The 26114-nt window shown below is 63.9% G+C and carries 21 protein-coding genes and 1 pseudogene; 14 read left to right on the forward strand and 8 right to left on the reverse strand.

Translation table 11 applies throughout. The annotated features are described in order from the left end of the window. The first annotated feature begins 2 nt into the window (after positions 1–2). From pcaF to ACS7SF_RS14925, 8 genes and pseudogenes are all read left to right on the forward strand, one after another. The gene (gene pcaF / locus ACS7SF_RS14890; protein WP_439890489.1) at positions 3–1205 is read left to right on the forward strand and encodes a 3-oxoadipyl-CoA thiolase; all 1203 of its coding nucleotides are present in this window, start codon (positions 3–5) and stop codon (positions 1203–1205) included. A 7-nt stretch (positions 1206–1212) separates the two neighbouring features. After that, on the forward strand, positions 1213–2574 hold the full coding sequence (locus ACS7SF_RS14895) for a 3-carboxy-cis,cis-muconate cycloisomerase (protein ID WP_439890490.1): 1362 nt from the start codon (positions 1213–1215) through the stop codon (positions 2572–2574). Between the two features lie 30 nt (positions 2575–2604). Continuing rightward, a complete protein-coding gene (gene pcaD, locus ACS7SF_RS14900; RefSeq protein WP_439890491.1) occupies positions 2605–3417 on the forward strand; it encodes a 3-oxoadipate enol-lactonase in 813 nt (270 codons plus the stop codon). Beyond that, positions 3410–3808, forward strand: a complete 399-nt coding sequence (pcaC, locus tag ACS7SF_RS14905; RefSeq protein WP_439890492.1) for a 4-carboxymuconolactone decarboxylase — start codon at positions 3410–3412, stop codon at positions 3806–3808. Before pcaD ends, pcaC begins: the two co-directional genes overlap by 8 nt. A 77-nt stretch (positions 3809–3885) precedes the next feature. Then, a pseudogene (locus tag ACS7SF_RS14910) lies at positions 3886–4756 on the forward strand (branched-chain amino acid ABC transporter permease). After that, complete coding sequence (locus tag ACS7SF_RS14915; RefSeq protein ID WP_439890493.1) at positions 4753–5787, forward strand: branched-chain amino acid ABC transporter permease; 1035 nt, start codon at positions 4753–4755, stop codon at positions 5785–5787. Before ACS7SF_RS14910 ends, ACS7SF_RS14915 begins: the two are co-directional and overlap by 4 nt. After that, positions 5784–6557, forward strand: coding sequence for an ABC transporter ATP-binding protein (locus tag ACS7SF_RS14920; protein WP_439890494.1), 774 nt, complete (start codon positions 5784–5786; stop codon positions 6555–6557). Before ACS7SF_RS14915 ends, ACS7SF_RS14920 begins: the two co-directional genes overlap by 4 nt. Continuing rightward, entirely contained in the window at positions 6550–7251 is a 702-nt protein-coding gene (locus ACS7SF_RS14925; protein WP_439890495.1) for an ABC transporter ATP-binding protein, read from the forward strand. The genes ACS7SF_RS14920 and ACS7SF_RS14925 overlap by 8 nt, the downstream gene beginning before the upstream one ends. 25 nt (positions 7252–7276) lie before the next feature. On the opposite strand, the gene ACS7SF_RS14930 is transcribed toward ACS7SF_RS14925, so the two are convergent. Then, on the reverse strand, positions 7277–8446 hold the full coding sequence (locus ACS7SF_RS14930; RefSeq protein WP_439890496.1) for an ABC transporter substrate-binding protein: 1170 nt from the start codon (positions 8444–8446) through the stop codon (positions 7277–7279). 139 nt (positions 8447–8585) lie between these two features. Continuing rightward, positions 8586–9563: a LysR family transcriptional regulator gene (locus tag ACS7SF_RS14935; protein WP_439890497.1), complete on the reverse strand. Its 978-nt coding sequence runs from the start codon at positions 9561–9563 to the stop codon at positions 8586–8588. Positions 9564–9682: 119 nt separating this feature from the next. Here ACS7SF_RS14935 and pobA point away from each other — a divergent pair, with 119 nt between their 5' ends. From pobA to ACS7SF_RS14955, 4 genes are all read left to right on the forward strand, one after another. Beyond that, positions 9683–10906, forward strand: coding sequence for a 4-hydroxybenzoate 3-monooxygenase (gene pobA / locus ACS7SF_RS14940; RefSeq protein ID WP_439890498.1), 1224 nt, complete (start codon positions 9683–9685; stop codon positions 10904–10906). A gap of 146 nt (positions 10907–11052) precedes the next feature. After that, positions 11053–11343 (forward strand): hypothetical protein, encoded by a 291-nt coding sequence (locus ACS7SF_RS14945; protein ID WP_426397682.1) that lies wholly within the window; start codon positions 11053–11055, stop codon positions 11341–11343. Positions 11344–11689: 346 nt separating this feature from the next. Further along, entirely contained in the window at positions 11690–11908 is a 219-nt protein-coding gene (gene infA / locus ACS7SF_RS14950) for a translation initiation factor IF-1 (protein ID WP_004631109.1), read from the forward strand. 462 nt (positions 11909–12370) lie between these two features. After that, positions 12371–13366 (forward strand): hypothetical protein, encoded by a 996-nt coding sequence (locus tag ACS7SF_RS14955; RefSeq protein WP_439890499.1) that lies wholly within the window; start codon positions 12371–12373, stop codon positions 13364–13366. Between the two features lie 134 nt (positions 13367–13500). On the opposite strand, the gene galU is transcribed toward ACS7SF_RS14955, so the two are convergent. Both galU and ACS7SF_RS14965 read right to left on the reverse strand, forming a co-directional pair. Further along, a complete protein-coding gene (galU, locus tag ACS7SF_RS14960) occupies positions 13501–14373 on the reverse strand; it encodes a UTP--glucose-1-phosphate uridylyltransferase GalU (RefSeq protein WP_439890500.1) in 873 nt (290 codons plus the stop codon). 51 nt (positions 14374–14424) lie between these two features. Then, on the reverse strand, positions 14425–17301 hold the full coding sequence (locus ACS7SF_RS14965; RefSeq protein WP_439890501.1) for a valine--tRNA ligase: 2877 nt from the start codon (positions 17299–17301) through the stop codon (positions 14425–14427). A 152-nt stretch (positions 17302–17453) separates the two neighbouring features. Here ACS7SF_RS14965 and ACS7SF_RS14970 point away from each other — a divergent pair, with 152 nt between their 5' ends. Further along, positions 17454–19820, forward strand: a complete 2367-nt coding sequence (locus ACS7SF_RS14970) for a UvrD-helicase domain-containing protein (RefSeq protein WP_439890502.1) — start codon at positions 17454–17456, stop codon at positions 19818–19820. A 29-nt stretch (positions 19821–19849) separates the two neighbouring features. Here ACS7SF_RS14970 and ACS7SF_RS14975 read toward each other — a convergent pair whose 3' ends face one another. The 4 genes from ACS7SF_RS14975 to ACS7SF_RS14990 form a co-directional block, all read right to left on the reverse strand. Continuing rightward, entirely contained in the window at positions 19850–20641 is a 792-nt protein-coding gene (locus ACS7SF_RS14975; RefSeq protein WP_439890503.1) for a BPSS1780 family membrane protein, read from the reverse strand. Then, positions 20632–21636, reverse strand: coding sequence for a homoserine kinase (locus tag ACS7SF_RS14980; protein ID WP_439890504.1), 1005 nt, complete (start codon positions 21634–21636; stop codon positions 20632–20634). The genes ACS7SF_RS14975 and ACS7SF_RS14980 overlap by 10 nt, the downstream gene beginning before the upstream one ends. 79 nt (positions 21637–21715) lie before the next feature. After that, on the reverse strand, positions 21716–22147 hold the full coding sequence (locus ACS7SF_RS14985; protein ID WP_439890505.1) for a hypothetical protein: 432 nt from the start codon (positions 22145–22147) through the stop codon (positions 21716–21718). 95 nt (positions 22148–22242) lie between these two features. Beyond that, positions 22243–23193 carry a TIGR00730 family Rossman fold protein gene (locus ACS7SF_RS14990; protein WP_439890506.1) on the reverse strand — a complete coding sequence of 317 codons (951 nt, stop codon included), beginning with the start codon at positions 23191–23193 and terminating at the stop codon, positions 22243–22245. A gap of 4 nt (positions 23194–23197) precedes the next feature. On the opposite strand from ACS7SF_RS14990, the gene polA reads away from it, so the two are divergent. Beyond that, positions 23198–26008 (forward strand): DNA polymerase I, encoded by a 2811-nt coding sequence (gene polA / locus ACS7SF_RS14995; protein ID WP_439890507.1) that lies wholly within the window; start codon positions 23198–23200, stop codon positions 26006–26008. The last annotated feature ends 106 nt before the right edge of the window (positions 26009–26114 follow it).

The following is a 26114-nucleotide window of genomic DNA, read 5'->3' on the forward strand; positions in this document are numbered from 1 at the left end:
CCATGACTGAAGCCTTTATCTGCGACGCCATCCGCACCCCCATCGGCCGCTACGGCGGCAGCCTGTCCTCGGTGCGTGCGGACGACCTGGGCGCCGTGCCGCTCAAGGCGCTGATGGCGCGCAACCCGCAGGTCGACTGGTCGGCCATCGACGACGTCATCTACGGCTGCGCCAACCAGGCCGGTGAGGACAACCGCAACGTGGCGCGCATGTCGTCGCTGCTGGCGGGCCTGCCGGACAGTGTGCCGGGCTCGACTATCAACCGCCTGTGCGGCTCGGGCATGGACGCCACGGGCACTGCCGCACGTGCCATCCGCTCGGGTGAAACGTCGCTGATGATCGCCGGCGGCGTGGAAAGCATGAGCCGCGCGCCGTTCGTGGTCGGCAAGGCCACCAGCGCGTTCTCACGCGAGGCGTCCATCCAGGACACCACCATCGGCTGGCGCTTCATCAACCCGCTGATGAAGGCCCAGTACGGCGTCGACTCGATGCCCGAAACCGCCGAGAACGTCGCCACCGACTACAACATCAACCGCGAAGACCAGGACCGCTTCGCACTGCGCAGCCAGGCCAGCGCCGCGCGTGCGCAGGAAGACGGCACGCTCGCGCAGGAAATCACCGCGGTCACGATCCCGCAGAGGAAGGGCGATGCGATTGTCGTGAGCCGCGACGAGCATCCGCGCGCGACCACCATGGAAGCGCTTGCCAAGCTCAAGGGCGTGGTGCGTCCGGACGGCACCGTCACCGCGGGCAATGCATCCGGCGTGAATGACGGCGCTTGCGCGCTGCTGCTTGCCAATGAGGAGTCCGCCAAGCGGTTTGGCCTGACGCCGCGTGCGCGCATCGTCGGCATGGCCACGGCGGGCGTGCCGCCGCGCGTGATGGGTATCGGCCCGGCGCCGGCTTCGCAAAAGCTGCTGAAGCAACTCGGCCTGACGATTGATCAGATGGATGTGATCGAGTTGAACGAGGCATTTGCCGCTCAGGGTTTGGCGGTGATGCGCCAGCTTGGTCTGCGCGACGATGACCCGCGCGTCAACCCGAATGGCGGCGCGATCGCGCTCGGCCATCCGCTCGGTATGAGCGGTGCACGCCTGGTGACGACGGCGATGTACCAGTTGCACCGCACCGGCGGCCGCTATGCGTTGTGCACGATGTGCATCGGCGTCGGCCAGGGCATTGCACTGATCATTGAGCGCGTTTGATCCGGCCATGACCAGCGGATTGCTCGATCGCGCTTTCTCCACGCCGGCCATGCTGGCGGTGTGGTCCGATGCGGCTACCGTGCGCGCGATGCTCGACGTGGAGGCGGCGCTTGCACAGGCCGAAGGCGCGGTCGGCGTGATTCCGGCGGAAGCTGTTGCACCGATTCGCGCGGTGTGCGCCAAGGTCACGCTTGATCTGGATGCGCTTGGCAACGCCGCGGCCAGTGCGGGCAACCTCGCCATTCCGCTGGTCAAGCAGCTGACTGCAGCCGTCGCGCAGCACGATGAGAACGCTGCACGCTACGTACATTGGGGTGCGACCAGCCAGGACATCATCGACACCGGCTTGATGCTGCAGTGGCGGCAATCGGCGGCATTGATCGAGGCGGATTTGCAGAAGCTCGCCGATGCGCTGGCCGCACTCGCGCAACGCCATCGCAATACGCCAATGGTGGCGCGCACGTGGTTGCAGCAGGCCTTGCCGACCACGTTCGGGCGCAAGGTGGCGGGGTGGCTGGAAGCCGTGCATCGCGCGCAGGATCGATTTGCCGCTTTGCGCGCGCACGTGCCGGCGCTGCAGTTTGGTGGCGCGGCGGGCACGTTGGCGAGCCTCGGCGAACACGCACGTGCAGTCGCTCAAACGCTGGCGCACGAACTGGATTTGCCATTGCCGACGCTGTCTTGGCATGGCGAGCAGGATCGCGTGGCTGACATCGGTACGACGCTCGCATTGCTCGTCGGCACGCTCGGGCACTTCGCGCGCGATCTTTCGCTGATGATGCAGACCGAGGTGGGTGAGGTCGCCGAGCCCTCGGGCGCGGGCAAGGGCGGGTCTTCCACCATGCCGCACAAGCGCAACCCGGTTGGCTGTGCGACGGTGCTGGCTGCCGCCACGCGTATGCCGGGGCTAGCGAGCACGTTGCTGTCCGCACTGCCGCAGGAGCACGAACGTGCGCTCGGCGGCTGGCAAGCGCAGTGGGCAACGCTGCGCGAAATGGCGTGCCTCACTGCGGGCGCGCTCGACCGCATGCGCGACATCGTCGAAGGCCTGCAGGTCGATGCCGCACGCATGCGCGCGAACCTTGACTTGACGCACGGGCTGATCCTCGGTGAAGCCGTGATGCTCGCGCTCGGTGCAGACCTCGGCCGCCTGCAGGCGCACCACGTGGTCGAGGCTGCGAGCCGCAAGGCTGTGCAAGAGAACAAAACGCTGCACGACGTTCTGGCGCAAGACGCCGAAGTGTTGCGCATCTGGGGCACCGCCACGCCGCAACGGCTGAGCGCGCTGCTCGACCCCACTCACTATCTTGGCGATGCGGGCGCCGCTGTTGACCGCGTGCTCGTGGAACACGCTCGCCGCCACCCCTGAATACGCAGAACGCGAACTCACGGAGACACCATGCCCTGGCTCGAACACGACAACGTCCGCCTGTATCACGAATTCGACGATGGGCCTGCGAACGGCAAGCCGGTGCTGGTGCTGTCGAACTCGCTGGGTACCAACCTCGGTATGTGGGCGCCGCAACTCGATGCGCTACGCCAGCACTTCCGTCTGCTGCGCTATGACCAGCGTGGTCACGGCCAGTCGAGCGTGCCGGCTGCGCCGTTTGGTGTGGCGCAGCTCGGCGGCGATGTGCTCGCGCTGCTGGATCACTACGACATCGAGCTCGCGCTGTTCTGCGGCCTGTCGATGGGCGGGTTGACCGGTTTGTGGCTGGCCGCGTATCACGGCGAGCGCTTCCCGCGCATGGTGGTCACCAACACCGCCGCGTTGATCGGGACACAGCAAAGCTGGAACACGCGCATCGCGCAGGTCGAGCAGGGCGGTATGGCGAGCATCACCGAGACGGTGCTCGAGCGCTGGTTCACGCAGGGCTATCGCGATGCCAACGCCAGCCGCGTCGACATCGTCAAGGCGATGCTGCTATCCACACCGGATGCCGGCTACAACGGCAACTGTGCTGCCATCCGCGATGCAGACCTGCGCGCGCAACTGCCGAACATCCGCGTGCCGATGCTGGTGATTGGCGGCACGCACGATATCTCTACGCCTGCTGCGCAAACCAAGCTCATCGCCGCGGGTGTACCGGGTGCCCAGTACGTTGAGCTTTCTGCCGGCCACCTTGCCAACTGGGAGCAGGCCGACGGCTATACCGAAGCACTGGTCAGCTTCCTGACTACGGGTGTCGCACGCGAGGTGGCCCATGGATGATCGCGAGCGCTACGCCGCTGGCATGCAGGTGCGCCGTGCTGTGCTGGGTGATGCCCACGTCGATCGTGCCACTGCTGCGCAGACTGAATTGACCGCGCCGTTCCAAGATCTCATCACCCGCTATGCCTGGGGCGAAATCTGGACGCGCCCCGGCTTGCCACGCCATACGCGCAGCCTGCTGACGATCGCGATGATGGTCGCGCTGGGCCGCGACGGCGAGTTGCGTCTTCACCTGCGCGCCGCTTCCAACAATGGTGTGACCCGCGACGAGATTCAGGAGACGCTGCTGCAAACCGCCATCTACTGCGGCGTGCCGGCAGCCAACCATGCCTTCCACCTTGCGCAGACGGTGTTTGCCGAGATGGACGCGGAGGCCGCCGCCAAGACGTAACCCTTCGTCTCGGGAGAGACGCCACGCAACACACAGGGCAAACTGGCCGCCGAGCCGGAAACCCAAGGAGGAGACCCATGCTCAGCGCATTGGGTGTGTTGTTTGACGGGCTGGCCTACGGCAGCCTGTTGTTCCTGATCAGCATTGGCCTGTCGGTCACGATGGGCCTGATGAACTTCATCAACCTCGCGCACGGGGCGTTCGCCATGGCGGGCGGCTATGTGTGCGTGGTACTGATGAACCGCCTCGGCGTGCCGTTTCTGGCGACGCTGCCCATCGCTTTCCTTGTCACCGCGGCCATTGGCTTTGTGCTGGAGCGCACGCTGTACCGGCGGCTCTATCGTGCGAGCCCGTTGGATCAGGTGCTGTTTTCCATCGCGCTCGTCTTCATGGCCATGGCAGGTGCGACCTACGTATGGGGGCCGTCGCAGCAACCCGTTGAGTTGCCCGAGATGCTGCGTGGGCAGTTGCGCGTGTTGGATAGCGGCCTGGAAGTCGGGCGCTATCGGCTGTTCCTGATTGGCATCGTGATCGTCCTGACGACGTTGCTGGCCTGGCTGATCGAGCGCACGCGTTTTGGCGCACAGGTGCGGGCGTCGGTCGAACAACCAACAGGCGTCGGCCGGGTTGGGTATCAACGTGAGTTTGGTGTTTTCCGTGACGTTTGCGCTGGGCTCGGGGCTGGCAGGCTTGGGCGGCGGGCTGGGCATCGATGTGCTCGGGCTCGATCCGGGGTTCCCGATCAAGTACATGGTGTACTTCCTGCTGGTGGTGGCGGTGGGCGGTGCGGGCTCGATCAAGGGGACGTTGCTGGCGGCGCTGGTGCTGGGCGTGTTTGACGTGGCGGGCAAGTATTACGTGCCGGAGATCGGCGCGTTCGTCATCTACGGGTTGATGGTGGTGCTGCTCGTGCTCTTCCCGAGTGGCTTGCTAGGGAGGCGCGCATGAGCATGCTGCAGCAATTGATGCGCGCCGCGCAGCCGGCCGGGCAACTGCAGACGCATGGGTTGCCCGACGCACGCTGGTCGCCGTTCGAGATCGCATTCTGGTGCGTGCCCATCGCAGTCTTTTTCTTCCTGCCGGATTACCTTGTCTTCGGCAGCCAGGTGCTGATCGTGGGGCTGTTTGCGTTGTCGCTCGATTTGGTCCTCGGCTATGCGGGCATCGTGTCGCTCGGGCACGCGGGCTTCTTCGGGCTGGGCGCTTATACGGCAGGGCTATTGGCCGCGCATGGCTGGGGCGAGCCTCTGACCGGCCTTGCTGCTGGGGCACTTGTCGCTGCGCTTGCCGGTTTCTGCGTCAGCTTCCTCGTGGTGCGTGGGCAGGACTTGACGCGCTTGATGGTCACCCTCGGTATCGGCCTGATGCTGTACGAAGCCGCCAACAAGATGGCGTTCCTGACCGGCGGCGTCGACGGCCTCTCTGGCGTGACGATGAGCAACCTGCTCGGCACCTTCGCGTTCGATTTGGAGGGGCGCACCGCGTACGTCTACAGCCTTGTTGTGCTGTTTCTGGTGTTTGTGCTGCTGCGCCGCCTGGTGCGTTCGCCGTTCGGGCTGTCGTTGCGGGGCATCCAGCAAGGTCCGAAACGCATGCCGGCCATCGGTGCGGATGTGCGCATGCGGCTCGTGGCGGCGTTCACCGTCAGCGCGGCGATTGCCGGTGTCGCAGGCGGCTTGCTCGCGCAGACCACGCAGTTTGTCGGACTGGATTCGCTAGGCTTTTCGCGCTCTGCCGAGCTGCTGATCATGCTCGTGCTCGGCGGCGCAGGGCGGTTGTACGGCGCGTTGATCGGCGCGGCAGTGTTCATGGTCGCGCAGGATGTGCTGGCCGGCATCAACCCGGTCTACTGGCAGTTCTGGATCGGCCTGCTGCTCATGGTGATCGTGCTGTTTGCGCGTGGCGGCATTGTGGGCGGGTTGGAGGCGGCTGTCTCCGCAATCCAGGCCAAGCGTGCGCGCAAGGGAGATGCCGCATGAGTGCGCCAGCGATGCACCCTACGCCAGCGCTCAGCACACGCGGCCTGTCCAAGCGCTGGGGCGGTTTCCACGCCAATTCCGATATCTCGCTTTCGTTCGCACCCGGTGCGCGCCATGCGCTGATCGGCCCGAACGGGGCAGGCAAGACCACCTTCATCAATCTGCTGACCGGTGCCTTCGCACCCACGTCCGGCCAGGTGCTGCTGGGCGATGAGGACATCACGCGCGTGCCCGCACACCAGCGCGTCAAACGCGGTATCACGCGCACGTTCCAGATCAACACGCTGTTTCCCGGGCTGACGGTGCTGGAGTCGGTGATGCTCGCCATCTTCGAGCGCACTGGCGCGTCGTGGCACTGGCATCGGACTGTCGCGTCGCACAAGGAGGCGCGCGATGAAGCGATGGCCCTGCTGTGTCGCCTGCAACTCGGCGCCGATGCGTTGTCGCCCACGCACGCGTTGCCCTACGGCAAGCAGCGTCTGGTGGAGATTGCCTTGGCGCTGGCGACGCAGCCGCGCATCCTGCTGCTCGACGAGCCCGCCGCCGGCATTCCGGCCGGGGAGAGCGCTGAACTTTTCGAAGTGATCGCCAGCCTGCCGCGCGACATCACCATCTTGTTCATCGAGCACGACATGAACCTCGTCTTCCGCTTTGCCGAGCGGATCACCGTGCTGGTGGCCGGACGCGTGCTGACCGAGGGCACGCCGCAGGAGATCGCCGCCGACCCGCGCGTACGTGAGGTCTACCTCGGGGAGGCCGAACATGCCTAAGTTGCTGTCATTCGAGAACGTGACCGCCGGGTATGGCAATGCCGTCGTGCTGGACGATGTGTCGTTCACGCTGGAGGCAGGCGGCAGCCTCGCGCTGCTGGGCCGCAACGGCGTCGGCAAGACCACGCTGCTGAGCACGCTGATGGGCTTTACGCGCATGCACGGCGGGCGTATCCGCTGGCAGGGCGCGGATATCGCCAAGGTAGCGCCGCACAAGCGTGCGCGGGCCGGGCTTGGCTGGGTACCGCAGGAGCGGTGGATGTTTCCGTCGCTGACGGTGGAAGAGCATCTGACTGCCGTCGCCCGCCCCGGCGCCTGGGATGTCGCCCGCGTCTACAAGACGTTCCCGCGCTTGCAAGAGCGGCGCCGCAATCTCGGTAATCAGCTCTCGGGTGGCGAGCAGCAGATGGTCGCCATCGCCCGCGCGCTGATGACGAATCCCGCGCTCCTGTTGTTGGACGAACCGATGGAAGGTCTCGCGCCGATCATCGTGCAGGAGCTCGGCCGCGCCATCCGCGCGCTCGTCGACGAGGGCGGCATGGCGGTGATCGTGGTGGAGCAGCACGCGCGCCTGGCGCTGCAATTGACGCAGCAGGCGCTGGTGCTCGATCGTGGGCGCATCGTGCACGCATCGACCAGCGCGGACTTGCTCGCCGATGCGCCGCTGCTGCAACGGCTCGTGGCCGTTGCTTAATGTTGGACTGCGGTTGAATTGCGCGTTACTTGCCCGGGTCTTTCACGTCGGCAAATTTGTCGAACTCGACGTTGTACAGCGCGTTGCCGACCTTCTCCACCTTGCGGATGTAGACGGTCTGCACGACGTCACGCGTCGCCGGGTCGATGGTGATCGGCCCGCGCGGGCTGTCGATCTTCATGCCCTTGAAGGCGGCCATCGCCTTGTCCCCGTCGATCTTGCCGCCCAACTTGTTGATCACGTCGTAGATCGCGCCGATGCCGTCATATGCGGCCACCGCCATGAAGTTGGGGCGACCGCCGTCCGGATTGGCGTCAGCAAAGGCTTTCAGGAACGTCTTATTCTGCGGCGAGTCATGCGCCGCCGAGTAGTGGAACGACGTGATGACGCCCAGCGTCGAATCGCCCATGGCCGGTAGCACGTGGTCATCCGTCAGGTCGCCCGTAGCGATGACCTTGATGCCCGCCTGTGCCAGCCCGCGCTCGCGGAAGCCCTTCATGAACGCCACACCCTGTTCGCCCGCTGGCAGGAACACGAATACGGCCTGCGGCTTGGTGTCTTTCACGCGCTGGATGAACGGTGCGAATTCCGGGTTGCGCAGCGGCACGCGCACGGCTTCCACAACTTGGCCGCCGCCTGCGGTGAAGGTCTGCTTGAATGCGTTTTCCGCATCGACGCCGGGCGCGTAATCGGCCACCACGGTGGCTACCTGCTTGATGCCGTTCTTCAGCGCCCACGAGGCGATCGGTGCGGAGATTTGCGGCAGCGTCATCGACACGCGCGTCACGTAATCCGACTTGGTGGTGATGGATGACGACGCAGCGTTGAAGATCACCATCGGCTTTTTGGCTTGCTGCGCAATGGGTGCGACGGCCAGCGCTTCGGGCGTCAGGCCGAAACCGGCGAGAAAGTCCACCTTGTCGCGCACGACCAGCTCTTGCGCAAGCCGCTTGGCCACGTCCGGCACGGGGCCGGTCGTGTCCTTCATGATGATCTGCACCTGCCGGCCGCCGGCGGTGGTGCCGTGCAGCTTCTGATACGCCTTGATGCCGCCTTCCATCTGCTTGCCGTAGTCGGCAAAGGGGCCGGAGAAGGGCGCGATCAGGCCGATCTTGATCGGCTCGTCCGCAAAGGCGGGCAGGCCGGTCATCAGCGCACCAGCAACGGCGCTCAACAGCAGGGCACGACGTTTCATGAAGGTCTCCAAAGGTTGATCGGCAAGCGTGGGCCGAGCAAAACCACATCGGCGTCGCCTGCGCGTGGCGACGATCCTAAAGGCTTCGTGTTCGCATTGCAATCGAGTATTCGCCTATCGAACATGCGGCGCAGCGTCGCTATTTCGTGTGCTTACGCTTGGCAGGCGGATGCCCCGGCTCCCGCCACTCATCCGCCTCATCGTTGAACAGCGACGACACCAGCGCACGAAGCCATTGGCTACGCGCGTCGTTGTGGAACTTGCGGTGCCAGTGCTGCTTGAGATCGAAGCTTGGCAACTCCAGCGGTGGTTCCATCACGCAGATGTTGGCGTGCGATTGCATGAACGACAGCCCCACGGCATGCGGCACCGTCGCGATCAAATCGGTGCGCGCGAGGATGAATGGAATGCTCATGAAATGCGGCGTGAGCAGCGCCGGCGTGCGACGGATGCGCTTGCGTTCCAGAAAGCGCTCGTACAGCTCCTGGCTGCGCCCCTCTGCGCGCACCACGGCGTGGCCGTATTCCAGGAACTGCGCCATCGACAGCTTCGTGTTGCCGCCGCGTGTAACGGGGTGATCCGCCCGCACGATGCAGGTGAAGTAATGCGTGAACAGCCGCTGCTGGAAAAAGTTGTTCTTCTTCAGATCAGGGAAGTAGCCGACAGCAAGATCGAGCGAGCCCGTCTCCAGTGCGCGTTCGACTTGCGCCGGCGGCAGCGAGACGGATTGCACCGACGCCCGCGGCGCCTCGCGCGCCATCGCTTCGACAATGCGCGGCAGGAACACCATCTCGCCCACATCCGATAGCGAGATCGAGAACGTATGGGTGGTCGTGGCCGGATCGAAGGCGCTGGTTTCGAGAATGCCCTGCTGCACGCGCATCAGCACATCACGTGCGGCGGGGATCAGCGCCAGCGCCCGCGGCGTCGGCTCCATGCCGCGCGAGGTGCGCACGAACAGCGGGTCATCGAACGCGGCGCGCAGCTTGCCCAACGCCGTGCTCACGCCCGGCTGGCTCATGCCGAGCTGCTGCGCCGCCATGCTCACACTGCGCGCGTCGTGCAGCGCCAGCAGGATCGGTAACAGGTTCAGATCAAAGTCGGGCAGGGTGGACATGGGCGAACCACTATCTGAATGAGCGATAAAGTTTATCGCCCATATTGCATTGTGCGATATCAAGGTGCGCGCCAACAATGGTTGCCAGAACGATTCCAATCCATTCGGAGACAACCACCATGCGCACCCAGGTCGCCATCATCGGCGCCGGCCCCGCCGGCCTGCTGCTCGGGCAGCTTCTGCACCGCAACGGCATCGACGCCGTCATCCTCGAAACCAAAAGCCGCCAGTATGTTGAAGAGCGCATCCGCGCCGGCGTGCTGGAGCAAGGCACCGTCGATGTGCTCACCGAAGCCGGCGTGGGCGAGCGCATGCGCCGAGAGGGGCTCGTGCACCATGGCATCGATCTGCTGTTTGGGGGCAAGCGCCATCGCATTGACCTGACGGCGATGTCGGGCGGCCGCTCGATCACCGTGTACGGGCAGCATGAGGTGGTGAAGGACCTGATTGCCGCCCGTGTGGAACAGGGCGCGCCGCTGCTGTTTGACGTGAGCGACGTCTCGGTGCACGACATTGAGTCCACCACGCCATCGGTGCAGTTCGTGCACGATGGCGTGTCGCAAACGCTGCAATGCGACTACATCGCCGGTTGTGACGGCTTTCACGGCATTTGCCGGCCGGCGATTCCGGCACAGCGCCAAGCGGTGTTCGAGCGCGTCTATCCGTTTGCGTGGCTCGGCATCCTGGCGGAAGCGGCGCCGGCCGCCGACGAGCTGATCTACGCCAGCCACGATCGCGGTTTCGCGCTGTTCAGCATGCGCTCACCCACGATCACGCGGCTCTACCTGCAGTGCAAGCCGGATGAGAACCTCGCCGAATGGTCCGACGCCCGCATCTGGGATGAACTCCACACGCGCCTGGAAAACAACGACGGCTGGCACCTCAAGGAAGGTCCGATCCTGCAGAAAAGCGTCACGCCGATGCGCAGCTTTGTCTGCGAGACGATGCAGCACGGGCGGTTGTTTCTGGCGGGGGACGCCGCGCATATCGTGCCGCCCACGGGCGCCAAGGGCATGAACCTGGCTGTGGCCGATGTTCGCGTGCTGGCGCAAGCGCTGATGGCCCGTTACCGGCAAGGCGACACCACCCAACTCGCGCGTTATTCCGAACGTTGTCTGCAGCGCGTCTGGCGCGCCGAGCATTTCTCTTGGTGGATGACGTCGATGCTGCATCGCTTCGACGACCACACGCCGTTCATGCAGAGGCTGCAACGCGCCGAGCTGGACTACGTGGCAAGCTCTCCGGCGGGCGCACGCATGCTGGCGGAAAACTACGTCGGACTGCCGTTTGCGGATACACCAGCCCTGGCGCCCGAGGCGATCCGGCTCCCGGAGACGGCATAGCGCTGTTTGCAAAGTGGGCGCATTCCCCAGATCGGAGCGGCGGGCAGCGCGGTCTAAATCAAACGTTGTCGCCGCTTTCATCGCCATGAAAAACGCACGGGTGTATAGTCGGACAGCACTCGACGTTCAAGAAGGGGGCAGTTGCGATGGACACTTCGCCGGCGGGCCAATACAAAGGCTTCGACATCTATCCGTTGGCTTACCAACATGAACGCACGGCACGCTGGCCAGAGGCCAGGGAAGACCGCAGCTATAACGCAGCCGTGATGATTTGTCGGGCAGGGGAGTCGCCCGAACCGGGGCAGACGCAGGTGTTTCGCCTCTCGGGGGACCAGCAGTTCACCAATGTGGGGGATGCACGCGTGGCGGCGCTGCGGTTTGCCGAAACCATCATCGACGGCGGTGTGCCGCACATGCCGCTTGCCGATAGCGCCTGAAACAGCGCGAACTCTGCCGTGGTAGAATAGCGGGCGAATCCGGCTGACCGCCGGGCCGAGATGGTCCATGGCAGCCGAGTCCAGCACCGGGGTTCCCCCCGCGTCGAGCAGGGCGGCGCGCAACTGCGACCACCACCCATTCCTCGCTTGCACTGAAAACAGCGCACGCCATTGGCGGGCGCGATTTGTGTTTGGTGCGATTCGGACCCCCCATAGCCCGCTGTCCGGGCTGAGATGATCGCAGCGACACGGCTGTATGCCCGATGGGGCATGCCTCCGGGCTCTGGCGGGTCATCACACCATTGCAACCATGACGCAGCCGCGCGCTGCACACAAAGGAACGAGTTTGGCCAAGGAAGAACTGATCGAATTTGAAGGGGTGGTCTCGGAAGCACTGCCCGACAACCGTTTTCGCGTGCAACTCGAAAACGGCGTGGAGATCTGGGCGTATGCGTCGGGCAAGATGCAGAAGCACCGCATCCGTATCCTGGCGGGAGACCGTGTGAAGCTGGAAATGTCGCCGTATGACCTCACTAAAGGTCGTATCAACTACCGGCACAAGTAAGACGTCCCACATCGCCGATACGCTCGCCAGTCGGGCGTTTTGAAGAAACCGCGTACTCGAAATGGGGCGCGGTTTTTTCTTTATCGTTGCATAAGCAGTGTTAAATTTCGTTGATCTGCGCGCAACTTTCGGTATCATGCGCATCAGGTTGTCAACCGGGGGGAACGTGTTGGCAGTCTGCTGTTGCAGGGCTTTTCATCTTTGTGAAGCCGCGTCTCGCCTTCGGGTGAGGGGCGCACCATCTGTACCAGTTCTCAAATAAGCGCGGCCCGCCGGTTAACCCGGCAGAGCGTCATCGCGCATTCCATTCGCCGGCCGGGGCGTCTTTTGACGCTTGCACCCGTTCGGTGCTCAGTGTGTCAACCACAAGTTGTTAATCACATCGGGATACCGCACAGGTAGGACGGCGCTTGTCCACCAAATTTGGGCGTAACGTTTGCGTCCGAGGGAACAGAAAACACAATGTTGGAAACCAAGAAAGCAGCACAGAGGGTGGCGCGCTTGAGCCAGCGCGTCATGGTGGGTCTGGTGGCGGCAACAGCGCTGACGGGCCTGGGAATGCAAACCGCCTCGGCGCAGGCCACGCGCCCGAAGGCACCGATCTATGGCGTTACGCTGGACGACGTCAGCAACATCAATGCGATCGTGGCATCGCTCACGCACCTGCCGTACAAGCCGACTGTGCGCGTGGTCTTTGACCCGGGTACGACGGCTGCGCAGTACTACCCCGCGCTGGTCAAGCTCCATTCCGTTGCTTACGTGATGGGCGAGATCATGGACTCGTACTACTTCCCGACTGATCTGCAGACGTACACCGACCGGACAAACGAGTTGGTGGGCACCCTGAAGAACGTCGTGGACGTGTGGGAGATCGCCAACGAGATCAACGGGGAGTGGCTGCGCGTCGACTCGAACGGCCCGAACTCGGTGGCCGCGAGTGAGGAGCGGGACATCGGCAACATGGTGGCTGCCGCGCACGATATCGTGAAGGCCAACGGCGGTCTGACTGCCGTGACGCTGTACTACAACGACGATCGCAAGGGCAACAACTGCTGGCAACTGCCGATGGATGCTTGGCAAACCTGGGCGCAGACTTATCTGCCAGCACGCGTGCGTCAGGGTGCTGACTACGCGCTGTTCAGCTACTACCCGTACCAAGACTGCCCGGGCCTGAGCCCGAGCTGGGCCGCTGACTTCAAGCTGCTGGAAAGCATCTTCCCGGTGGCCAAGGTCGGTTTTGGCGAGATCGGTACGTCGAGCACGTCGGCGCCCACGTCGGTGCAGCAGAGCCTGATCAAGTCGTACTACCCGATGGGTACCACCACGATGGCCGCGGACCCGCGCTTCATCGGTGGCTACTTCTGGTGGAACTACGCAGAACAGATGCTGCCGTACAGCACCAGCTCGTATTGGGGCCTGCTGAACAACACCATCAAGCCGCTGGCGGCACCGCAATAAGGAGAGGCTCTTAAGCCTCCGACCCCGAGGGACGGGACACCGCGCCGGACGGTGGCAGCACTCTGGCAACAAAAAACCCGCGCAGCGTAAGCTGTCGCGGGTTTTTTCTTTGTGCGCTTCGTGTGCGCTAGTCGTTAGCCGCGCGACGCGAGGTAGGTGCGGAACTCGTCTGCGACTTCCTTGTGCTTGAGCGCAAATTCCACCGTGGCCTTCAGGTAGCCGAGCTTGCTGCCGCAGTCGTAGCGCACGCCCTTGTAGCGATAGGCCAGCACTTGCTCAGCCGACAATAGCGACTGAATCGCATCCGTGAGCTGCAGCTCGCCGCCGGCACCCGGCTTCAGGTTGCGGATGTGATCGAAGATACGCGGCGTCAGGATGTAGCGGCCGACCACGCCCAGGTTGGACGGTGCATTCTCCGGTGCCGGCTTTTCGATGATGCCCGACATCTTGATCACGCTGCCATCTTCTTCCCACGGGCGGCCATCCACCACGCCGTACGAACGGCTCTGCTCGCGGTCGATTTCTTCCACGCCGATTACCGAGCAGTTGTAGTGATCGTACAGGTCGACCATCTGCTTCATCACGGGCGGCGTGCCGTCCAGCAAGTCATCGGCCAGGATGACCGCGAAGGGCGCATCGCCGACGAGCTTTTCTGCACATTGCACGGCATGGCCCAGGCCAAGCGCTTCGGGCTGGCGCACATAGAAGCAATCGACGTGCGACGGCTTGATCGAGCGCACGACCTCCAGCAGGGCCGTCTTCTGCTTGGCTTCGAGTTCGGCTTCGAGTTCGTAGGCCTTGTCGAAATGGTCTTCAATGGCGCGCTTGCTGCGGCCCGTGACGAAGATCATCTCCGTGATGCCGGCGGCCATGGCCTCTTCCACGGCGTACTGGATCAGCGGCTTGTCCACCACCGGCAGCATTTCCTTCGGGCTGGCCTTGGTGGCGGGCAAGAAGCGAGTGCCCAGCCCAGCTACTGGGAAGACGGCTTTGGTAACACGTTGCATCGTAGTTTCCTTGACGACGTTTGATTCTGACCCGACAGATTCAGCAACAGATCAGGCAGCCTGCACAGGCAGGCGCGCAATCTGCGCTTCCAGTTTGGCGAGCGTGGCTTTGAAATCTGCCACACGCTTCTGTTCTTGTTCCACCACTGCCGCCGGCGCGCGAGCGACGAACGATTCGTTGCCGAGCTTGCCTTCGCACTTAGTGATCTCGCCGCGCAGGCGGTCGATTTCCTTGCTCAGGCGGGCGTGTTCAGCCGCCACGTCGATCTCGATCTTCAGCAGCAGCTTGTTCTCGCCGACGATGGCGACCGGGGCGCCGGCGCCGTCCTGCTCCATCGCGGCGGCATCGGTGTAGACCTTCACTTCCGACAGCTTGCCCAGCGCCTGCACGTACGGTGCGGCCACTTGCAGGAATTCGGCATCGCCGTTGGCGTACAGCGGCACGCGTTGCGCGGGGGAGATGTTCATCTCGCCGCGCAGGTTGCGGCAGGAATCCACCAGGGCCTTGAGCTGCTGGACCCATTGTTCGGCCTGCTCGTCGATCTTGGTGAGCGCGGCGCGCGGGTACTCTTGCAGCGCGAGGCTCTCGGTGCCGTCACCCTTGGCGCGGCCGGCCATCGGGGCGACCTTCTGCCAGAGCTCTTCGGTAATGAACGGAATGATCGGGTGGGCCAGGCGCAGCACGGTTTCCAGCACGCGCAGCAGCGTGCGGCGCGTGGCGCGCTGCTGGGCGGGCGTGCCGGTCTGGATCTGCACCTTGGCGAGTTCCACGTACCAGTCGCAGTACTCGTCCCAGACGAACTTGTAGATGGCGCTGGCGATGTTGTCGAAGCGGTAGTCGGCAAAGCCTTTCTCCACTTCGCTTTCCACGCGCTGAAGCAGCGAGACGATCCAGCGGTCGGCTTGCGAGAAGTCCAAGTAGCCTTCGGGGCCGCAATCGCCGACGCATTCCTGCATGCCGCAGTCCTGGCCTTCGGTGTTCATCAGCACGAAGCGCGTGGCGTTCCAGAGCTTGTTGCAGAAGTTGCGGTAGCCCTCGCAGCGGCCCGGGTCAAAGTTGATGCTGCGGCCCAGCGTGGCGAGCGACGCGAAAGTAAAGCGCAGCGCGTCGGCGCCGAACGCCGGAATGCCTTCCGGGAATTCCTTGCGCGTGCGCTTTTCGACCTTGGGGGCATCCTTCGGGCGGCGAAGGCCTGTCGTGCGCTTGGCCAGCAGCGGCTCCAGCGCAATGCCGTCGATCAGGTTGACCGGGTCGAGCGTGTTGCCCTCGGACTTGCTCATCTTCTTGCCTTCCGAATCGCGCACGAGGCCGTGCACGTAGACGGTGTGGAAGGGCACTTCGCCGGTGAAGTGCAGGGTCATCATGACCATGCGCGCCACCCAGAAGAAGATGATGTCGTAGCCCGTCACCAGCACGGTGGAGGGCAGGAAATGCTTCAGCTCAGGCGTATCGGCCGGCCAGCCCAGCGACGAGAACGGCACCAGCGCCGACGAGAACCACGTGTCCAGCACGTCGTCGTCACGCGTGAGTGCGCCGGTATAGCCCTTGGCGGCAGCCTGTGCCTTGGCTTCCTCTTCAGTACGGCCCACGTAGACGTTGCCGGCTTCGTCGTACCACGCCGGAATCTGGTGGCCCCACCACAGTTGGCGCGAGATGCACCAGTCCTGGATGTTGTTCAGCCACTGGTTGTACGTGTTGACCCATTGCTCGGGCACCAGCTTGATCTTGCCGCTCTCCACGGCGTCCAGCGCCACTTCGGCGATCGAACGGCCCGGGAAGCGCGTGCCTTCCGGCGCCGGCTTGCTCATGGCAACGAACCACTGGTCGGTCAGCATCGGCTCGATCACGACACCGGTCCGGTCGCCGCGCGGCACCATCAGCGTGTGCTTCTTCACCTCGGCCAGCAGGCCTTGCGCTTCGAGATCCTCGACCATCTTCTTGCGCGCGTCGAAGCGGTCCATGCCGGCATAGGCGGCTGGGGCATCGGCGACGATCTTCGCGTCGAGCGTCAGGATCGACAACTGCGGCAGCTTGTGGCGCTGGCCCACTGCGTAGTCGTTGAAATCGTGGCCCGGGGTCACCTTGACCACGCCGGTACCGAACTCGCGGTCGACGTACTCGTCGGCGATCACCGGGATCTGGCGATTGGTGAGCGGCAGATGAACGAACTTGCCGATCAGGTGGGCGTAGCGCTCATCTTCCGGGTGCACCATCACGGCCGTGTCGCCGAGCATCGTCTCGGGGCGGGTGGTGGCGACCGTCAGGTGTGTCAGGCCGCGCTCGGTGTCCGGCTCGGCCAGCGGATAGCGGATGTGCCACAGCGAGCCTTCTTCCTCTTCGCTCACCACTTCCAGGTCGGACACGGCGGTACCGAGCACCGGGTCCCAGTTGACCAGGCGCTTGCCGCGGTAGATCAGGCCTTGCTCATACAGACGCACGAACACGTCGCTGACGGCGCGCGACATCTTCGGGTCCATCGTGAAGTATTCGCGCTCCCAGTCGATCGAGGCGCCCATGCGGCGCACCTGGCGCGTGATGGTCGAGCCCGATTGCTCCTTCCATTCCCAGACCTTCTCGACGAACTTCTCGCGGCCCATGTCGTGGCGCGACACGCCTTGCGCATCCAGTTGGCGCTCGACGACGATCTGCGTGGCGATGCCGGCGTGGTCAGTGCCCGGCACCCACAGCGTGTTGGCGCCCGACATGCGTGCATGACGCGTCAGGCCGTCCATGATGGTCTGGTTGAACGCGTGACCCATGTGCAGCGTGCCCGTCACGTTCGGCGGCGGGAGCTGGATACAGAAGTCCGGCTTGCCGGCTTCAAGCGTCGCACGGGAGACGCCCATCGCTTCCCACGCTGCGCTCCACTTCTGCTCGATGGTGGTGGGTTCGAAACTCTTGGCGAGGGCTTGGTTTTGATCGGTCATGCTGACAGGGGCGCAATCCGCGCAAATAGACGTTTGGCCCACAAAAAATGGCGGGCGAAAGCTTTGAATTATACGACCTGTCAGTGGCAGGCACCGGCGAGGTGGGGGAGGGGACCGGTATAATTTCAGGATTCTGCCGAGGCTTCTCCCGCATGTCCGACCTGCTCGCCAATCTGAACCCCGAACAACGCGCTGCCATCACGCTTCCCGATGAATCGGCGCTGATCCTGGCGGGGGCGGGCAGCGGCAAGACGCGCGTGCTGACCACCCGCATCGCCTGGCTGATCCAGAGTGCACGGGTGTCGCCGTCGGGTGTGTTGGCCGTCACGTTTACGAACAAGGCGGCCAAGGAAATGACGGCCCGTCTGCAGGCCATGCTGCCGATCAACACGCGCGCCATGTGGATTGGCACCTTCCACGGTCTGTGCAACCGGTTGCTGCGTGCGCACTTCCGCGATGCCGGCCTGCCGCAGACCTTCCAGATCCTGGATACGCAAGACCAGCTTTCCGCCGTCAAGCGCCTGCTCAAGTCGCTCAATATCGACGACGAGAAATTCCCGCCCAAGAACGTCCAGTATTTCATTAACGGCGCCAAGGAGCAGGGCCTGCGTGCGGGCGATCTGGAAATCGCCAACGAATACGACCGCCGCATGGCCGACCTCTACGCCGCTTACGACGCGCAATGCCAGCGCGAAGGCGTGGTCGACTTTGCCGAACTGCTGCTGCGCTGTTATGAACTGCTGCGTTACAACGATGCCATCCGCGCGCATTACCAGCGCCGCTTCAAGCACATCCTGGTCGACGAGTTTCAGGATACGAACAAGCTGCAATATGCCTGGCTGAAAGTGCTCGCTGGCCTTGGCGAGCCCGGTGTCACGCCCAACGCCATCTTTGCGGTGGGCGATGATGATCAGAGCATCTACGCGTTTCGTGGCGCCAACGTCGGCAATATGGTCGACTTCGAGCGCGAATTCCGCGTGGAGCACCGGATCAAGCTGGAACAGAATTACCGCTCGCACGGCAACATTCTCGATACCGCCAACCACCTCATCTCGCACAACTCGCGGCGCCTGGGCAAGAACCTGCGCACCGACGCCGGTCATGGCGAGCTGGTGCGCGTTTATCAGGCCGCGACGGACGGGCAAGAGGCCGGCTGGATCGTTGATGAGATCCGAGATCGCATCGCGAGCGGCATGTCGCGCTCGGAAATCGCCATCCTGTATCGGAGCAACGCGCAGTCGCGCGTGATTGAACACGCGCTGTTTTCGGCGGGAATTCCGTACAAGGTGTACGGTGGCCTGCGCTTCTTCGAGCGTGCGGAAATCAAGCACGCGTTGGCGTATATCCAGTTGCTGGAAAATCCAGACAACGACGCTGCATTTGGGCGCGTGGTGAACTTCCCGGCGCGCGGCGTTGGGGCACGCTCGCTGGAACTGCTGCAGGATGCGGCCAAGCTGTATGGCATTTCGCTGGCGGCTTCGGTCCCGTATCTGACGGGCGCAGCGGGCACCAAGCTGTCGGCGTTCGTTCGCCTGATCGAGCAGATGCGCGCCGACACGCGCCAGATGACGTTGCCCGAGATTGTTCAGCACGTCATCCACGCCAGCGGCCTGATCACGCATTACCAGGGCGAGAAGGAAGGCCAGGACCGCATCGAGAACTTGCAGGAACTGGTGACCGCCGCCCAGGCGTTCGTGGCCGAAGAGGGCTATGGCGTGGATGCCATCGCCACCGCATTGCCGGTGCGCCACGACGCGATGATCCGCATCGAGGGCGGTGAGACGGACACCGTCTCCGAGCTCGTCACCGATGAGACGCCGGCCGAGATGACGCCGCTGGTCGCGTTCCTCACGCATGCCTCGCTGGAGGCTGGCGACAACCAGGCCCAAGCTGGCCAGGACGCCGTGCAGATGATGACCGTGCATGCCGCCAAGGGGCTGGAGTTCCACGTGGTCTTCATCACCGGGCTGGAAGAGGGCTTGTTCCCGCACGAGAACAGCCAGATGGAGAAGGACGGTCTGGAAGAGGAACGCCGTCTGATGTACGTGGCCATCACGCGGGCACGCGAGCGGCTGTATCTGTCGTTCGCGCAAAGCCGCGTGCTGCACGGCCAGATCCGCTACCACATTCGCTCACGCTTCTTCGACGAGCTGCCGGAAGACACGCTGAAGTGGCTCACGCCGCAGCACTCGGGCTACCAGGCTACGCGCCGTGCGCAAGGCGAAAGTGGCGCCTGGGGCAAGGATTGGTTCAAGCGCCCCGAACGCGGCGACGAAGATGCCTACACCGGCACGCGCCCGACCGGTGGCATGGACACCGGCAAGAACTACGCCGATGCCAAGCGCGCCGAAGCCACCGGCTTCCGCGTCGGCCAATCGGTGTTCCACAACAAGTTCGGGGAAGGCGTCATCACGACGCTGGAAGGCGAGGGCGCCGAGGCGCGCGCCCACATCAAATTCAACCGCCACGGGGTGAAGGTCTTGGCGTTGGGCATCGCCAAGCTGGACCCGATCAACTGAGCGCGTCGATATCGGGTCGTGGGCGCAGATCAGGCCGTCGTGTCAGTCGTCTGGCCGGCGGCTTGCGTCACGTTGAAGCAGCCGCGGTAGGTGGCGTAGATCGAGCAGTACAGAACCGTCACCACCGCCATCTGGTAGGGCGCGATCAGCGCCGGGGCAATCGTGCTGGCGCCAACTGCAGCCAACGCGGCTTCGAGGAACGACGGCACGGCGACCATCAGCACGCCGAACAGCAGCCCATACAGCAGAAACGCCATGCGGTTGCGCCAGACCGCGATCCAGCTGAAGAACAGTGCTTTCTTCACCGGAATCTCGTGCCACGCCACCAGCAGCGGCGAGAACCAGAACAGCATCGCCACCGGCAGATACAGCGCGAGCCCCAACAGACTCAGCAGATACAGTTGCCGCGCCATTTCGGGCGTGACGTTGCCTTCAAACACGGCTTTGGCGATGTCGGCATCGATCTGCGTCGTGATGATCAGGACGATGACGAAGCACAGTCCCATGTGCACCAGGCCCAGGCGCCAGAGGCCACGCGCGGCATCCTTGCCGTACGCGCGAAAGCCCGCCAGGAGCGAGCCCGGGCCGATCGGCTTGCCGGCCACCGTGTCGCGGCAGGCGGACATGTAGCCGACGAAGATACCGGGCGCCAGCGCCACCAGCAGCAGCGACAACACAGGCAACAGCAACTGCGTGGTCAATGCCGCAAAGGTGTACAGCATGGTCAGCAGCAGGAACGCGATTGGGTTCTTGCGGAACAGCCACACGCCCTGGCGCAGCCAGACGTAGCCTTGCTTGGCCGGTGCTTCAATCAGTTGCATGGTTGGGGAAGGTCCAGGATCAGGCCATTGGCGCCAACCCGCTCGCGCAGCACGCGTTCGAAATGGGTCGGGTCATGCGGCTTGAGCAGTTCGGCATCGCGCGGGAGGTAAAAATCCCACAGGCGCGAGACCCAGAAACGATAGGCTGCAGCGCGCAGCATGTCTTGCCAGTGCCGCGCTTCCGTCTCGGTGAAGGCGCGCACGGCGTGATACGCCTGGAGCAGGGCGCGTGCCCGCTCGGCATCCAGCACGCCGGTCGCCAGGTCGATGCACCAGTCGTTAACGGTGACGGCCACGTCGAAGAGCCACTTGTCGACACCGGCGAAGTAGAAATCGAAGAAGCCGCCCAGGCGCTCGGGGTGCCCCTCATCCGCGGGCTCGAACAGCACGTTGTCGCGGAAGAGGTCGCAGTGGCACGGGCCTTCGGGCAGCGCGGCGTAGTCGGCGCTGGCGAAGAAGCGTTGCTGATGCGCGAGTTCGCTTTCCAGCAGGGCGCGCGTGTCGCCGTGCACGAACGGCACCACATCGGGTACCACCTCATTCCACCAGGGCAGGCTGCGCAGGTTCGGCTGATGGCGCGGATAGTCGCGGCCGGCCAGGTGCATGCGCGCGAGCATGTCGCCGACGATGGCGCATTCCGACACCGTCGGCGCCAGATTCGAGCGCCCCGGCAGGCGCGTCACGATGGTCGCCGGCTTGCCGTTGAGTGTGCGCAGGATCTCGCCATCGCGGCCGGGAATCGGCGCCGGCACGCTGATGTCGTGCTGCGCCAGATGCTGCATCAAATACAGATAGAAAGGCAGTTGCTCGAGCGTCAGTCGCTCGAACAGGGTGACGACATATTCGTGCGTCTGCCCATCCTTCTCCGTGGTCAGGAAGAAGTTGGAGTTTTCGATCCCGGAGGGGATGCCGCGAAATGCGCGCACGGCGCCCACATCGTATTGATCCAACCAGAGAGCGATCTCGGCGTCGGAGACCGGGGTGAAAACAGCCATGCTTCAGGAATGGGAAACGGGTGGAAGGAAGAGAGCCGGCCCATCAACGAGCCGGCTTGCGTGCACCGCGCTGCGGTGCTTAGAACTTCAGGACGTTGACCGAGGGCACCCGGTCGATATCACCGCGTTCACGGATGCGCGGCGAGCTGTCTTCCGGCTTGCTCAGGTTGTACGACGTACCCATGCCGGATTTGACGTGGATATCCGGTGCCTGGCCCTTCTGAAAGCGGTATTCCTCAACTTGCGTGCCGTCGTTGTCGCGGTACTCGAAGCTCGGCTTGACGGTCTCGTTGTGGATGGCGCCCCGGGTAGGTTTGGCGAGCGGCTGATTGTTGATGGCCTTGACGTCGGGCAGGTCCAGGCCGGCGCTGTCGGCCGTCACCTCGGCGTGTGCGGGCAGGGCGAGGCAGAGGGCGGCGCCAGCCAGCAACCCAGCGTGGCGCATCAAGCGCGCGGCTTTGGCAAAACCGGAGTGAGCTGCGGCGGCGGACGGGTGAAACAGCGAATCCATGATGGACTCCGGCGAGTGATCTGGGACCCTACATTCTAGCAGTCCAGCCCCCTCGCCAGCGCCCAGCGGGATGGCGCCGATCGTCACACCCCCGGTTACAGATAGAACATCTCTTCCTTGGGCGGAATCGGCGAGGTGCCTTCGCGCTTTTCATAGAACTCGTAGACGGCGTCGAGCGCCTCCTTGGGTTCATCGACGATGCGCATGATGTCGAGATCGTGCTCGGCAATCAGGCCCATCGGCAGCAGCGTGAAGCGGAACCAGTCGAGCAGGCCCTTCCAGAACCGGCTGCCGAACATGACTACCGGCACGCTGCGCGACTTGCCGGTCTGCACCAGCGTAAGCACTTCGGCCAGTTCATCGAGCGTGCCGAAACCGCCGGGCATGACGATGAACGCATCGGAGTTCTTCACGAAGGTGACCTTGCGCGTGAAGAAATGGCGGAAGCGCATCGAGATGTCCTGATACGGATTGCCCTGCTGCTCATGCGGCAACTCGATGTTCAGGCCCACGCTGGCCGACTTGCCCGCGTGCGCGCCCTTGTTGGCCGCTTCCATGATGCCGGGGCCGCCGCCGGAGATGACGGCAAAGCCCGCATCTGAGAACAACCGAGCGATTTCGATGGTGCGTTCGTAGTACGGCGAATCCTCGCGCAGGCGCGCGCTGCCGTAGATCGAGACAGCCGGTCGGATCTCCGAGAGGTACTCGGTCGCCTCGATGAACTCTGCCATAATCGTGAACATCTGCCAGGAGGCGCGCGCTTTCTTTGCGGTGGCGCGTTCCTCATCGGCGAGTGCCCGCAGGCTGGGGATCATCTTGCGTTCGGTGCGGCCGTGTGCCACGTCAGCTTTAGGCTCGTGCTCAACGCCGACCGTCACGTTGACGTCCATATCAGCCGTGGTGGCCTGGCGCGCGGGGCTGACCCCGGTCAGTTCCGTCGCGGACACATCAGCAGCCTGCTTCGCCACGCCGCCAAGGGTCGAACCTTCAGCGGAAGCGTCATTGTTGGAAGCGCCTTTTGGCGTTCCAGTCACATTAGAGTCCATGGGAATGTCGGAAAGTCAAGAAACGCTGTTGCTCGTCGATGGCTCGAGTTATTTGTACCGTGCTTATCACGCACTGCCCGACTTGCGTAACGGAGAAGGGTTTCCTACGGGGGCCATCTACGGCATCGTGAACATGCTGCGCAAACTGCGCAACGACTACCCGGCCAAGTATAGCGCTTGCGTTTTCGATGCCAAAGGCAAGACGTTCCGCGACGACCTGTACCCGGCCTACAAGGAACACCGTGCACCCATGCCGGACGACCTGCGTGCGCAGATCGAACCCATCCACGAAGCCGTGCGTGCGTTGGGCTGGCCCATCCTGATGATTGATGGCGTGGAAGCCGATGACGTGATCGGCACCCTGGCCGAACGCGCGGCCAAGGAAGGCGTTCGGACCATCGTCTCAACGGGCGACAAAGACCTCGCCCAACTGGTGAATGACCACGTCACGCTGGTCAACACCATGACCAACGAAACGCTCGACCCCGCCGGCGTGCAAGCCAAGTTTGGCGTGCCGCCCGAGCGCATCGTCAACTATCTCTCGCTGATTGGCGACACGGTGGACAACGTGCCTGGCGTGCCCAAGGTCGGCCCGAAGACCGCTGTGAAATGGCTGACCGAATTCGGCACGCTCGACAACATCATCGCCCGCGCGGGCGAGATCAAGGGCGTGGTAGGCGAGAACCTGCGCAACACGCTCGAATGGCTGCCCAAGGGCCGCGAGCTGCTGACGGTCAAGCTCGACTGCGATCTGTCGAAGGAAGTGCCGACGTTTGATGCGCTCATCGACGGCGGTGAAGACAAGACCGAGCTGGTCGATTTCTTTTCGCGCTACGGCTTCAAGACGTGGCTGCGTGAAGCCTCTGGAGAGGCGCTGCCCGATACGCGCAGCGTCGGTGCCGCACGCAAGGCTGCAACACCCGTGAAGAACTACGCCGCCGAGGCGCAGCAGCCGGCGCAAGCCAACCTGTTCGATGTGGAAGCGCCGCCCGACGAGGTCAAGTACGAGACGGTGACCACCGAAGCGCAGTTCGAGTCGTGGATGCAGCGCCTGGACGAAGTCAACCTCGTCTGCATCGACACCGAGACGACCTCCATTGACCCGATGCTCGCGCAGCTCGTGGGACTTTCGCTGTCGGTCAAGCCGGGCGAGGCGTGCTACATCCCGGTCGCGCATCGCGGGCCGGATGTGGCGGGGCTCGATGCCACTGCACAGCTCTCGCGCGACACGGTGCTCGCCCGTATGAAACTGTGGCTCGAAGACGAATCGCGCAAGAAGGTCGGCCAGCATCTGAAATACGACGCGCATGTGTTTGCCAACCACGGCATCGCGCTGCGCGGTATCCAGCACGACACGATGCTGCAGTCGTACGTGCTCGAATCGCACCGCAATCACGGCATGGATGCGCTGGCCGAGCGCGTGCTGCACCTGAAGACGATCACCTATGAGGCCGTGTGCGGCAAAGGCGCATCGCAGATCGGCTTTGATGAAGTGCCACTCGATCGCGCCACCGAATATGCCGCTGAGGATGCCGACATCACGCTGCGCCTGCATCGCACGTTGTTTCCCAAGGTGGAACAGGACGACAAGCTCGACTACGTCTACGAGCAGATCGAAATGCCGACCTCCATCGTGCTGCAGAAGATGGAGCGTAACGGTGTGCTGGTCGACAGCGAGCGCCTAGCCAAGCAGAGCAACGAAATTGGCCTGCGCCTGATCGATCTGGAAGCCGAGGCGCACAAGCTGGCGGGGCAGCCGTTCAACCTGAGTTCACCCAAGCAGATCGGCGACATCTTCTTCAACCAGATGAAGTTGCCGATCGTCAAGAAGACTGCCAGCGGCGCGCCGTCGACGGACGAAGAGGTACTGCAGAAGCTGGCCGAAGACTACCCGCTGCCGAAGCTGCTGCTCGATTACCGGGGCCTGGCCAAGCTCAAGTCCACCTACACCGACAAGCTGCCGAAGATGATCAACCCGCGCACCGGCCGGGTCCACACCACTTATGGCCAGGCGACGGCGGTGACGGGCCGTCTGGCCTCGACCGATCCGAACCTGCAGAACATTCCGGTGCGTACGGAAGAAGGGCGGCGCATCCGCGAGGCGTTCATTGCGCCGGAAGGCAGCATGATCGTTTCGGCTGACTACTCGCAGATCGAGCTGCGCATCATGGCGCATCTGTCGCAGGACGAAGGCTTGATGCGCGCGTTCCAGGAAGGTCAGGACGTGCACCGCGCGACCGCTGCCGAAGTGTTCAACGTGACGCCGCTGGAGGTGACCGCTGACCAGCGCCGCGTGGCCAAGGTCATCAACTTTGGCCTGATCTACGGTATGAGCGCGTTCGGGTTGGCCAGCAACCTAGGCATCGGCCGCGATGCCGCCAAGCTGTATATCGACCGCTACTTCGCCCGCTACCCCGGCGCCGCGCGCTACATGGACGAAACGCGTCAGACCGCGCGCGAACGCGGCTACGTGGAAACCGTTTTCGGTCGTCGCCTGTGGCTGCCCGACATTAACGGCGGCAACGGCCCGCGCCGTCAGGCTGCGGAGCGCGCCGCCATTAACGCGCCCATGCAGGGGACGGCAGCCGACCTGATCAAGCTGTCAATGCTGGCCGTGCAGGGTTGGCTGGAAGCCGAGTCGATGCAGTCGCGTCTTGTCATGCAAGTCCACGATGAGCTGGTGCTGGAAGTCCCGCAGGATGAACTGGCCGTGGTGCGCGAGCGCTTGCCCGAGCTGATGTGCAGCGTCGCCACGCTGCGCGTGCCGCTGGTGGCCGAGGTGGGCGTGGGCGCCAACTGGGAGGAGGCGCATTGAGGGCACACTGAGGGCGCACCGAAGCCAAGTCTGGCGGTGGCTCCCCTGCCGAGGCAGTCTGCGAACGACCGTGCCATGCGCGATTCATGATCCGGCCTATCCGGGT

The sequence above is a fragment of the Ralstonia sp. 25C genome (assembly GCF_051904805.1).
Taxonomy (GTDB): Bacteria; Pseudomonadota; Gammaproteobacteria; order Burkholderiales; family Burkholderiaceae; genus Ralstonia.

What these genes read in the sequence shown, in the direction of transcription:
- pcaF (WP_439890489.1), top strand. Translation starts at nt 3, where the DNA reads ATGACTGAAGCCTTTATCTGCGACGCCATCCGCACCCCCATCGGCCGC.
- ACS7SF_RS14895 (WP_439890490.1), top strand. Translation starts at nt 1,213, where the DNA reads ATGACCAGCGGATTGCTCGATCGCGCTTTCTCCACGCCGGCCATGCTG.
- pcaD (WP_439890491.1), top strand. Translation starts at nt 2,605, where the DNA reads ATGCCCTGGCTCGAACACGACAACGTCCGCCTGTATCACGAATTCGAC.
- pcaC (WP_439890492.1), top strand. Translation starts at nt 3,410, where the DNA reads ATGGATGATCGCGAGCGCTACGCCGCTGGCATGCAGGTGCGCCGTGCT.
- ACS7SF_RS14915 (WP_439890493.1), top strand. Translation starts at nt 4,753, where the DNA reads ATGAGCATGCTGCAGCAATTGATGCGCGCCGCGCAGCCGGCCGGGCAA.
- ACS7SF_RS14920 (WP_439890494.1), top strand. Translation starts at nt 5,784, where the DNA reads ATGAGTGCGCCAGCGATGCACCCTACGCCAGCGCTCAGCACACGCGGC.
- ACS7SF_RS14925 (WP_439890495.1), top strand. Translation starts at nt 6,550, where the DNA reads ATGCCTAAGTTGCTGTCATTCGAGAACGTGACCGCCGGGTATGGCAAT.
- ACS7SF_RS14930 (WP_439890496.1), bottom strand. Translation starts at nt 8,446, where the DNA reads ATGAAACGTCGTGCCCTGCTGTTGAGCGCCGTTGCTGGTGCGCTGATG.
- ACS7SF_RS14935 (WP_439890497.1), bottom strand. Translation starts at nt 9,563, where the DNA reads ATGTCCACCCTGCCCGACTTTGATCTGAACCTGTTACCGATCCTGCTG.
- pobA (WP_439890498.1), top strand. Translation starts at nt 9,683, where the DNA reads ATGCGCACCCAGGTCGCCATCATCGGCGCCGGCCCCGCCGGCCTGCTG.
- ACS7SF_RS14945 (WP_426397682.1), top strand. Translation starts at nt 11,053, where the DNA reads ATGGACACTTCGCCGGCGGGCCAATACAAAGGCTTCGACATCTATCCG.
- ACS7SF_RS14955 (WP_439890499.1), top strand. Translation starts at nt 12,371, where the DNA reads ATGTTGGAAACCAAGAAAGCAGCACAGAGGGTGGCGCGCTTGAGCCAG.
- galU (WP_439890500.1), bottom strand. Translation starts at nt 14,373, where the DNA reads ATGCAACGTGTTACCAAAGCCGTCTTCCCAGTAGCTGGGCTGGGCACT.
- ACS7SF_RS14965 (WP_439890501.1), bottom strand. Translation starts at nt 17,301, where the DNA reads ATGACCGATCAAAACCAAGCCCTCGCCAAGAGTTTCGAACCCACCACC.
- ACS7SF_RS14970 (WP_439890502.1), top strand. Translation starts at nt 17,454, where the DNA reads ATGTCCGACCTGCTCGCCAATCTGAACCCCGAACAACGCGCTGCCATC.
- ACS7SF_RS14975 (WP_439890503.1), bottom strand. Translation starts at nt 20,641, where the DNA reads ATGCAACTGATTGAAGCACCGGCCAAGCAAGGCTACGTCTGGCTGCGC.
- ACS7SF_RS14980 (WP_439890504.1), bottom strand. Translation starts at nt 21,636, where the DNA reads ATGGCTGTTTTCACCCCGGTCTCCGACGCCGAGATCGCTCTCTGGTTG.
- ACS7SF_RS14985 (WP_439890505.1), bottom strand. Translation starts at nt 22,147, where the DNA reads ATGGATTCGCTGTTTCACCCGTCCGCCGCCGCAGCTCACTCCGGTTTT.
- ACS7SF_RS14990 (WP_439890506.1), bottom strand. Translation starts at nt 23,193, where the DNA reads ATGGACTCTAATGTGACTGGAACGCCAAAAGGCGCTTCCAACAATGAC.
- polA (WP_439890507.1), top strand. Translation starts at nt 23,198, where the DNA reads ATGTCGGAAAGTCAAGAAACGCTGTTGCTCGTCGATGGCTCGAGTTAT.